8 protein-coding genes are annotated in these 6,839 nt (G+C 70.2%); 4 read left to right on the top strand and 4 right to left on the bottom strand.

Annotated features, from left to right (window positions below):
• Nucleotides 1-143: 143 nt before the first annotated feature.
• Nucleotides 144-1,526 carry a glycine--tRNA ligase gene (locus AC068A_RS35500; RefSeq protein WP_478590424.1) on the bottom strand — a complete coding sequence of 461 codons (1,383 nt, stop codon included), beginning with the start codon at nucleotides 1,524-1,526 and terminating at the stop codon, nucleotides 144-146.
• 153 nt (nucleotides 1,527-1,679) lie between these two features.
• On the opposite strand from AC068A_RS35500, the gene AC068A_RS35495 reads away from it, so the two are divergent.
• The 4 genes from AC068A_RS35495 to AC068A_RS35480 all read left to right on the top strand — a co-directional run bounded on the left by AC068A_RS35495 (nucleotide 1,680) and on the right by AC068A_RS35480 (nucleotide 4,853).
• Nucleotides 1,680-2,675, top strand: coding sequence for a metal ABC transporter substrate-binding protein (locus tag AC068A_RS35495; protein WP_478590423.1), 996 nt, complete (start codon nucleotides 1,680-1,682; stop codon nucleotides 2,673-2,675).
• A 23-nt stretch (nucleotides 2,676-2,698) separates the two neighbouring features.
• Nucleotides 2,699-3,490, top strand: coding sequence for a metal ABC transporter ATP-binding protein (locus tag AC068A_RS35490; protein ID WP_478590422.1), 792 nt, complete (start codon nucleotides 2,699-2,701; stop codon nucleotides 3,488-3,490).
• Nucleotides 3,490-4,356 carry a metal ABC transporter permease gene (locus AC068A_RS35485; protein WP_478590421.1) on the top strand — a complete coding sequence of 289 codons (867 nt, stop codon included), beginning with the start codon at nucleotides 3,490-3,492 and terminating at the stop codon, nucleotides 4,354-4,356. Before AC068A_RS35490 ends, AC068A_RS35485 begins: the two co-directional genes overlap by 1 nt.
• A 62-nt stretch (nucleotides 4,357-4,418) precedes the next feature.
• Complete coding sequence (locus tag AC068A_RS35480; RefSeq protein ID WP_385423303.1) at nucleotides 4,419-4,853, top strand: Fur family transcriptional regulator; 435 nt, start codon at nucleotides 4,419-4,421, stop codon at nucleotides 4,851-4,853.
• A gap of 64 nt (nucleotides 4,854-4,917) precedes the next feature.
• On the opposite strand, the gene AC068A_RS35475 is transcribed toward AC068A_RS35480, so the two are convergent.
• Genes AC068A_RS35475 through recO form a run of 3 tightly spaced genes read right to left on the bottom strand, consistent with a single transcriptional unit; the run spans nucleotide 4,918 to nucleotide 6,755 of the window.
• The gene (locus AC068A_RS35475; RefSeq protein WP_478590420.1) at nucleotides 4,918-5,133 is read right to left on the bottom strand and encodes a hypothetical protein; all 216 of its coding nucleotides are present in this window, start codon (nucleotides 5,131-5,133) and stop codon (nucleotides 4,918-4,920) included.
• A gap of 28 nt (nucleotides 5,134-5,161) precedes the next feature.
• On the bottom strand, nucleotides 5,162-5,986 hold the full coding sequence (locus AC068A_RS35470) for an isoprenyl transferase (RefSeq protein WP_478590419.1): 825 nt from the start codon (nucleotides 5,984-5,986) through the stop codon (nucleotides 5,162-5,164).
• Between the two features lie 22 nt (nucleotides 5,987-6,008).
• Nucleotides 6,009-6,755 (bottom strand): DNA repair protein RecO, encoded by a 747-nt coding sequence (recO, locus tag AC068A_RS35465; protein ID WP_478590418.1) that lies wholly within the window; start codon nucleotides 6,753-6,755, stop codon nucleotides 6,009-6,011.
• Nucleotides 6,756-6,839 lie beyond the last annotated feature (84 nt).

Below are 6,839 nucleotides of genomic sequence, written 5' to 3'. Positions count from 1 at the left end.
GAAAGAGTGAAGAGGGTGGGGGGGGAGCTCGCCCCCTCTGGGGAGGGTCCCCCTTCTTTTCCCTTTTTTTTTTTTTCGAACCACACGGTCGTGCCCCCCGGCCCCACCCCCCCCCCCCCCCCCACCGGCCGTTCCAGCGGAACCTAGCAGCCGAGCAGGCGGCTGCCGAGGTAGGCCTGGATCTGGTCCAGGGAGACGCGCTCCTGCTTCATGGTGTCGCGCTCGCGCACGGTCACCGCGTTGTCGTCCAGGGTGTCGAAGTCGACGGTCACGCAGAACGGCGTGCCGATCTCGTCCTGGCGGCGGTAGCGGCGGCCGATGGCGCCCGCGTCGTCGAACTCGATGTTCCAGTGCTTGCGCAGGTCGGCGGCGAGGCCCTTGGCCTTCGGCGACAGCTGCGCGTTGCGGGACAGCGGCAGGACCGCGACCTTGATCGGGGCCAGGCGCGGGTCGAGGCGCATCACGGTGCGCTTCTCCATGACGCCCTTGGCGTTCGGGGCCTCGTCCTCGTTGTACGCGTCGAGCATGAAGGCGAGCATGGCGCGGTTGACGCCGGCCGCCGGCTCGATGACGTACGGGGTGTAGCGCTCACCGGCCTCCTGGTCGAAGAAGGTGAGGTCCTGACCGGAGGCCGCGGAGTGGGCCTTGAGGTCGTAGTCGGTGCGGTTGGCGACGCCCTCCAGCTCGGAGAACTCGCTGCCGCCGAAGTTGAAGCGGTACTCGATGTCGGCGGTGCGCTTCGAGTAGTGGGAGAGCTTCTCCTTCGGGTGCTCGTACCAGCGGATGTTCTCCTCACGGATGCCCAGGTCGCGGTACCAGTTCCACCGCTCCTGCATCCAGTACTCCTGCCACTGCTCGTCCTCGCCCGGCTTGACGAAGAACTCCATCTCCATCTGCTCGAACTCGCGGGTGCGGAAGATGAAGTTGCCGGGCGTGATCTCGTTGCGGAAGGACTTGCCCATCTGCGCGATGCCGAACGGCGGCTTCTTGCGCGAGGAGGTCTGGACGACGGCGAAGTTGGTGAAGATGCCCTGGGCGGTCTCGGGGCGCAGGTACGCCTTGGAGCCGGTGTCCTGGGTGGGGCCGAGGTGGGTCTCCAGCATGCCGGAGAACTGCTTCGGCTCGGTGAACTGGCCCTTCACACCGCAGTTGGGGCAGTTGACGTCGGCCAGGCCGTTCTCGGGGAGGCGGCCGTGCTTGGCCTCGTACGCCTCTTCCAGGTGGTCGGCACGGTGACGCTTGTGGCAGGAGGTGCACTCGGTCAGCGGGTCCGAGAAGGTGGCGACGTGGCCCGAGGCCACCCAGACCTCGGGGGCCAGGATCACGGAGGAGTCGATGCCGACAACGTCCTCACGGCCGGTGACCATCGCCTTCCACCACTGGCGCTTGATGTTCTCCTTGAGCTCAACACCAAGCGGACCGTAGTCCCAGGCAGCCCTGGAGCCACCGTAGATCTCACTGCACGGGTAAACGAAGCCACGGCGCTTGCTCAGGCTGACGATGGTTTCGATCTTGTCGGCGGCCACGGTGCTCTCTTCATGACGAGGACGAACGCGAATGCCTCAGGGTAGCGGCGCCCGCACCCCCCCTTTCAAATCGGATCCCCTTTCCGCGGTCCGCCCGCCGCCCGCGACCAGGGTTTTTGACAACGGTTTCCATCCTTGATGAAAATGGATGTCATGAACATACGACGCCTCATACCCACCGCGGCCCTCGCCGGAGCCGCCGCCCTCGCCGCCACGGCCCTCACCGCCTGCTCCGGAGCGGCCTCCGCGGGCGGCGGCAAGGACGGCAAGCTCGCCGTGACGGCGTCGTTCTACCCGATGCAGTTCCTCGCCGAGCAGATCGGCAAGGATCACGTGGCCGTCACCTCCCTGACCAAGCCGGGCGTCGAGCCGCACGACCTGGAGATCACCCCGAAGCAGACCGGCCAGCTCGGCGAGTCGGACGTGGTCGTCTACCTCAAGGGCCTCCAGCCCGCCGTCGACAAGGCCGTCGCCCAGTCCGGCGTGAAGAACGCCGTCGACGCCGCCTCCCTCACCGAACTGGAGGCCCACGAACCCGCCGGCCACGACCAGGGCCACCAGGGCGAGGGCGAGGGCGTGCCCGGCCACACCGACGAGCACGGCCACGACCACGGCAAGAGCGAGGCCGGCAGCGACCCGCACGTCTGGCTCGACCCGGCGAAGTACGCCGAGGTCGCCAAGGGCGTCGGCGCAGCCCTGGAGAAGGCCGACCCCGACCACGCGGCGGACTACCGGAAGAACACCGACGAGCTGGTCGGCAAACTCACCGCGCTCGACACGGAGTTCAAGGACGGCCTGAAGAACACCGCGTCCAAGACCTTCATCACCACCCACGCCGCCTTCGGCCACCTCGCCGAGCGCTACGGCCTCGACCAGGAGGGCATCTCCGGCCTCGACCCCGAGTCCGAGCCGAGCCCCGCCCGGATGAAGGAACTCCAGGAGCTCGCGAAGAAGGAGAATGTCTCCACCGTGTTCTTCGAGACCCTGGCCAGCAACAAGACGGCCAAGAGCCTCGCCGCCGACACGGGCCTGAAGACCGACGTCCTCGACCCGCTCGAGGGAATCACCGATCAGTCCCAGGGCGCTGACTACTTCGAGGTCATGCGGTCCAACCTCAAGAACCTGCAGAAGGCGCTCGGGAACAAGTGATGGCAGTAACGGAGGCGCGTGCCATGGAGTCCCAGCCCGTCGAGGCGGCGGGCGAGCCCGTCATATCCCTGAGCGGGGCCGTCGCCTCGCTCGGCTCGCGCCCCGTGCTGCGCGGGGTCGACCTCACCGTCCGGCGCGGCGAGGTCGTCGCCCTGCTCGGCGCCAACGGCTCCGGCAAGTCCACGGCCGTGCGCGCCGTCGTCGGCCAGGTGCCCCTGTCGGGGGGTGAGCTGTCGCTGTTCGGCACGGAGTTCAAGCGCTTCCGGGACTGGTCGCGCATCGGCTACGTCCCGCAGCGCACGACGGCCGCCAGCGGCGTCCCGGCCACCGTCCGCGAGGTCGTTTCCGCCGGCCGCCTGGCCCGCTCCCGCTTCGGCATCCTGCGCAAGGCCGACAAGGCCGCCGTCGAGCGGGCCCTGGCCCTGGTCGACATGGACGCCCACGCGCACGCCTCCGTGAACGCGCTCTCCGGCGGCCAGCACCAGCGCGTGCTCATCGCCCGGGCGCTCGCCGTCGAACCCGAACTGCTGATCATGGACGAGCCGATGGCCGGCGTGGACCTCGCCAACCAGGAGGTCCTGGCAGGTGCCCTGCGCGAGCAGGTCGCGGCCGGCTCGACCGTCCTGCTCGTCCTGCACGAGCTGGGCCCGCTGGAGCCGCTGATCGACCGCGCTGTCGTCCTACGCGACGGCTGCGTCGTCCACGACGGGCCGCCCCCCGAGGCCGTGGGCCAGCACGCCCTGCCCGGCCACGACCACGTACACCCCCACGCGGCGCACGACGCCGAGCCCCTGCGGACGGGACTGCTGAGCTGATGGACCTCCTCACCCACGCCTTCATGCAGCGGGCACTGCTCGCGGCCGCCCTGGTCGGCCTCACCGCCCCCGCCATCGGCACCTACCTGGTGCAGCGGCGGCAAGCGGTCATGGGCGACGGCCTCGGCCACGTCGCCATGACCGGTGTCGCGCTCGGCTTCCTCTTCCGGTCCAGCCCGGTGTGGATGGCCACGCTGGTCGCCGTCCTCGGTGCGATCGGCATGGAGCTGATCCGCTCCCGCGGCAAGACCAGCGGCGACGTGGCCCTGGCCATGCTCTTCTACGGCGGTCTGGCCGGCGGCGTCCTGATCATCAACATGGCGCCGGGCGGTTCGACGACCAACCTGGTCAGCGCCATGTTCGGCTCGATCACCACCGTCGCGCCGGAGGACGTCGTCGCCATGGTGATCCTCGCCGCGTTCGTCATCGCCGTCACCATCGGTCTGCGCAGGCAGCTGTTCGCCGTCTGCCAGGACGAGGAGTTCGCCCGCGTCACCGGGCTGCCGGTGCGGGCGCTGAACCTGCTGCTCGCGATCACCGCTGCGATCACCGTGACCGTCGCGATGCGCATCGTGGGGCTGCTGCTGGTCAGCGCCATGATGGTGATCCCGGTCGCGGCGGCCCAGCGGATCACCCGCGGATTCGCGACGACGCTGGGCGCGGCCATCGCCATCAGCCTGGGCGTGTCACTGACCGGCACGGCCGCGACGTACTACATCGACGCGCCCTCCGGCGCGACCATCGTGCTGCTCGCCATCGGCGTCTTCATGGCGATGACCGCGCTGTCCGCGCCGCTGGCCCGGCGCCGGGCGAACGCCGCCCGCGCCGCCGAAGCGGTCTGCACCCGTGACGATGTGAAGGTCTAGGACGGCCGGGGAGCCACCGCCGCCTGGCACAATGGGCGCGAGGCCGATACGAGGAGGAACCGGTGGCGACTGCGCCTGGCGAGACGAATACCGCGCCAGTACGAGGACGATCCACCCGGCAGCGGGCAGCCGTCGCTGCGGCACTGGACGAGGTGGACGAGTTCCGCAGCGCCCAGGAGCTGCACGACATGCTCAAGCACCGCGGCGACTCCGTGGGCCTGACCACGGTCTACCGGACCCTCCAGTCCCTCGCCGACGCCGGCGAGGTCGACGTGCTGCGCACCAGCGACGGCGAGTCCGTCTACCGGCGCTGCTCCACCGGCGACCACCACCATCACCTGGTCTGCCGGGGCTGCGGCAAGGCCGTCGAGGTCGAGGGCCCGGCCGTGGAGAAGTGGGCGGAGTCCATCGCGGCCGAGCACGGCTTCGTGAACGTCGCCCACACGGTGGAGATTTTCGGCACCTGCGCCGACTGCGCGGCCGCTGCCGCCTCCTGAGCGCCCCGGACCGGTCCCGGGGGCCCGGTAACCCGGCCGGCGGTCTGCAAGGGCTACAGACGGCTCAGACGGGCGCCCAGGAGCGCCCGTCTGCCCTGTTTCGCGCCTGTGCAAGGCAGCGGAGCCTACAGCCGCGGCAGGTTCCGGCGATCGTCCGCCGTACGAAGTCCGGCTCGGCCGGGGTGAGCGCGCCGCGCTTGGGCAGCCAGGCCAGGTCGCCGTTCTGCCGGCGGACCCGCAGCACCTCGCGCACGTCACTGCGGGCCGCCCCGTAGTACACCTCGGCGGCCTGCCCGACCGCCGCCCGGTCAGCCTGCGGAGGTGGGTTCCACCTGGTTCGGGAGGGCGCCGCCGAAGCGGCGGTCGCGCTGGGCGTACTCCAGGCAGGCCTGCCACAGGTGGCGGCGGTCGAAGTCCGGCCACAGCACGTCCTGGAAGACCATCTCGGCGTACGCGCTCTGCCAGATCAGGTAGTTGGAGGTGCGCTGCTCGCCACTGGGGCGCAGGAACAGGTCCACGTCCGGCATGTCCGGGTAGTACAGGTACTTCGCGAGGGTCTTCTCGTTGACCTTCGACGGGTCCAGCCGGCCGGCCTTCACGTCCTCGGCGAGGGCCTGGGCGGCGTCGGCGATCTCGGCGCGGCCGCCGTAGTTCATGCAGAAGTACAGCGTCAGCTTGTCGTTGCCCTTGGTCTGCTCCTGCGCGACCTGGAGCTCCTTGGCCACCGACTTCCACAGCTTGGGCATGCGGCCCACCCAGCGCACCCGGATGCCGAGCTCGTCGAGCTGGTCGCGGGTCTTGCGGATGAAGTCGCGGTTGAAGTTCATCAGGAAGCGCACCTCGTCGGGCGAGCGCTTCCAGTTCTCGGTGGAGAAGGCGTAGAGGGAGATGTTGCCGACGCCCATCTCGATCGCGCCCTGGAGGACGTCGAGGACACGCTCCGCGCCCACCTTGTGGCCCTCGGTGCGCGGCAGGCCGCGCTCCTTGGCCCAGCGGCCGTTGCCGTCCATCACGATGGCGACGTGTTCCGGGACCAGCTCGCCCGGGATCTTCGGCGGCCGGACACCGGAGGGGTGCGGTTCGGGAAGCTTGTACTCGCGGCGGGAGCGTCCCAGGAATCCGCGTACTGCCATGGCGCTTGGTCTCCGATCTCGGTCACTTCTCTACGTAACGCAAGGAGCGCAGCCCGCGCTCCAGATGCCAGTGCAGATAGGCGGAGACGAGTCCGCTCCCCTCGCGCACGTACCGCGGCTCCGCCGCGTCGGCGGTTGCCCAGTCTCCCGTCAACAGAGCGCTGAGCAGCCCGATGGCCTCAGCTGATGGTACGACGCTGCCGGCCACCCGGCAGTCGCCGCAGACGACCCCGCCCGCGGCGACGGAGAAGTGCCGGTTGGGGCCGTGGATGCCGCACTTCGCGCAGTCGTCGAAGCTGGGCGCGTAGCCGTTGACCGCGAGCGAGCGCAGCAGGAAGGCGTCCAGGATCAGGTTCGGGGCGTGCTCGCCGCGGGAGAGGGTGCGCAGGGCCCCGATGAGCAGCAGGTACTGCTGGACGGCGGGCTCGCCCTCGTTCTCGGTGAACCGCTCGGCGGTCTCGAGCATCGCGGTGCCGGCGGTGTAGCGGGCGTAGTCGGTGACGATGCCGTTGCCGTACGGGGCGATGATCTCGGTCTGGGTGCACAGGGGCAGGCTGCGGCCGACGAGTTCGCTGCCGCGGGCGAAGAACTGCACGTCGGCGTGGGAGAAAGGTTCCAGCCCGGCGCCGAACTTCGACTTGGTGCGTCGCACCCCGCGGGCGACGGCCCGCACCCGTCCGTGGCCGCGGGTCAGCAGCGTGATGATGCGGTCCGCCTCCCCGAGCTTCTGGGTGCGCAGCACGATGCCGTCGTCGCGGAACAGACTCATGCGCCCATTGTCGCCTGCGCGGGCGCAGCGGGGGGGGGGGGGGGGGGGGGAGGGGGGGGGGGGGGGGGGGCGGGAGCGCCGGGG

The organism is Streptomyces sp. NPDC043854 (assembly GCF_056436005.1).
Note: the sequence above shows the minus strand (reverse complement) of the source record. Positions and strands in the feature narration are given on the sequence as shown.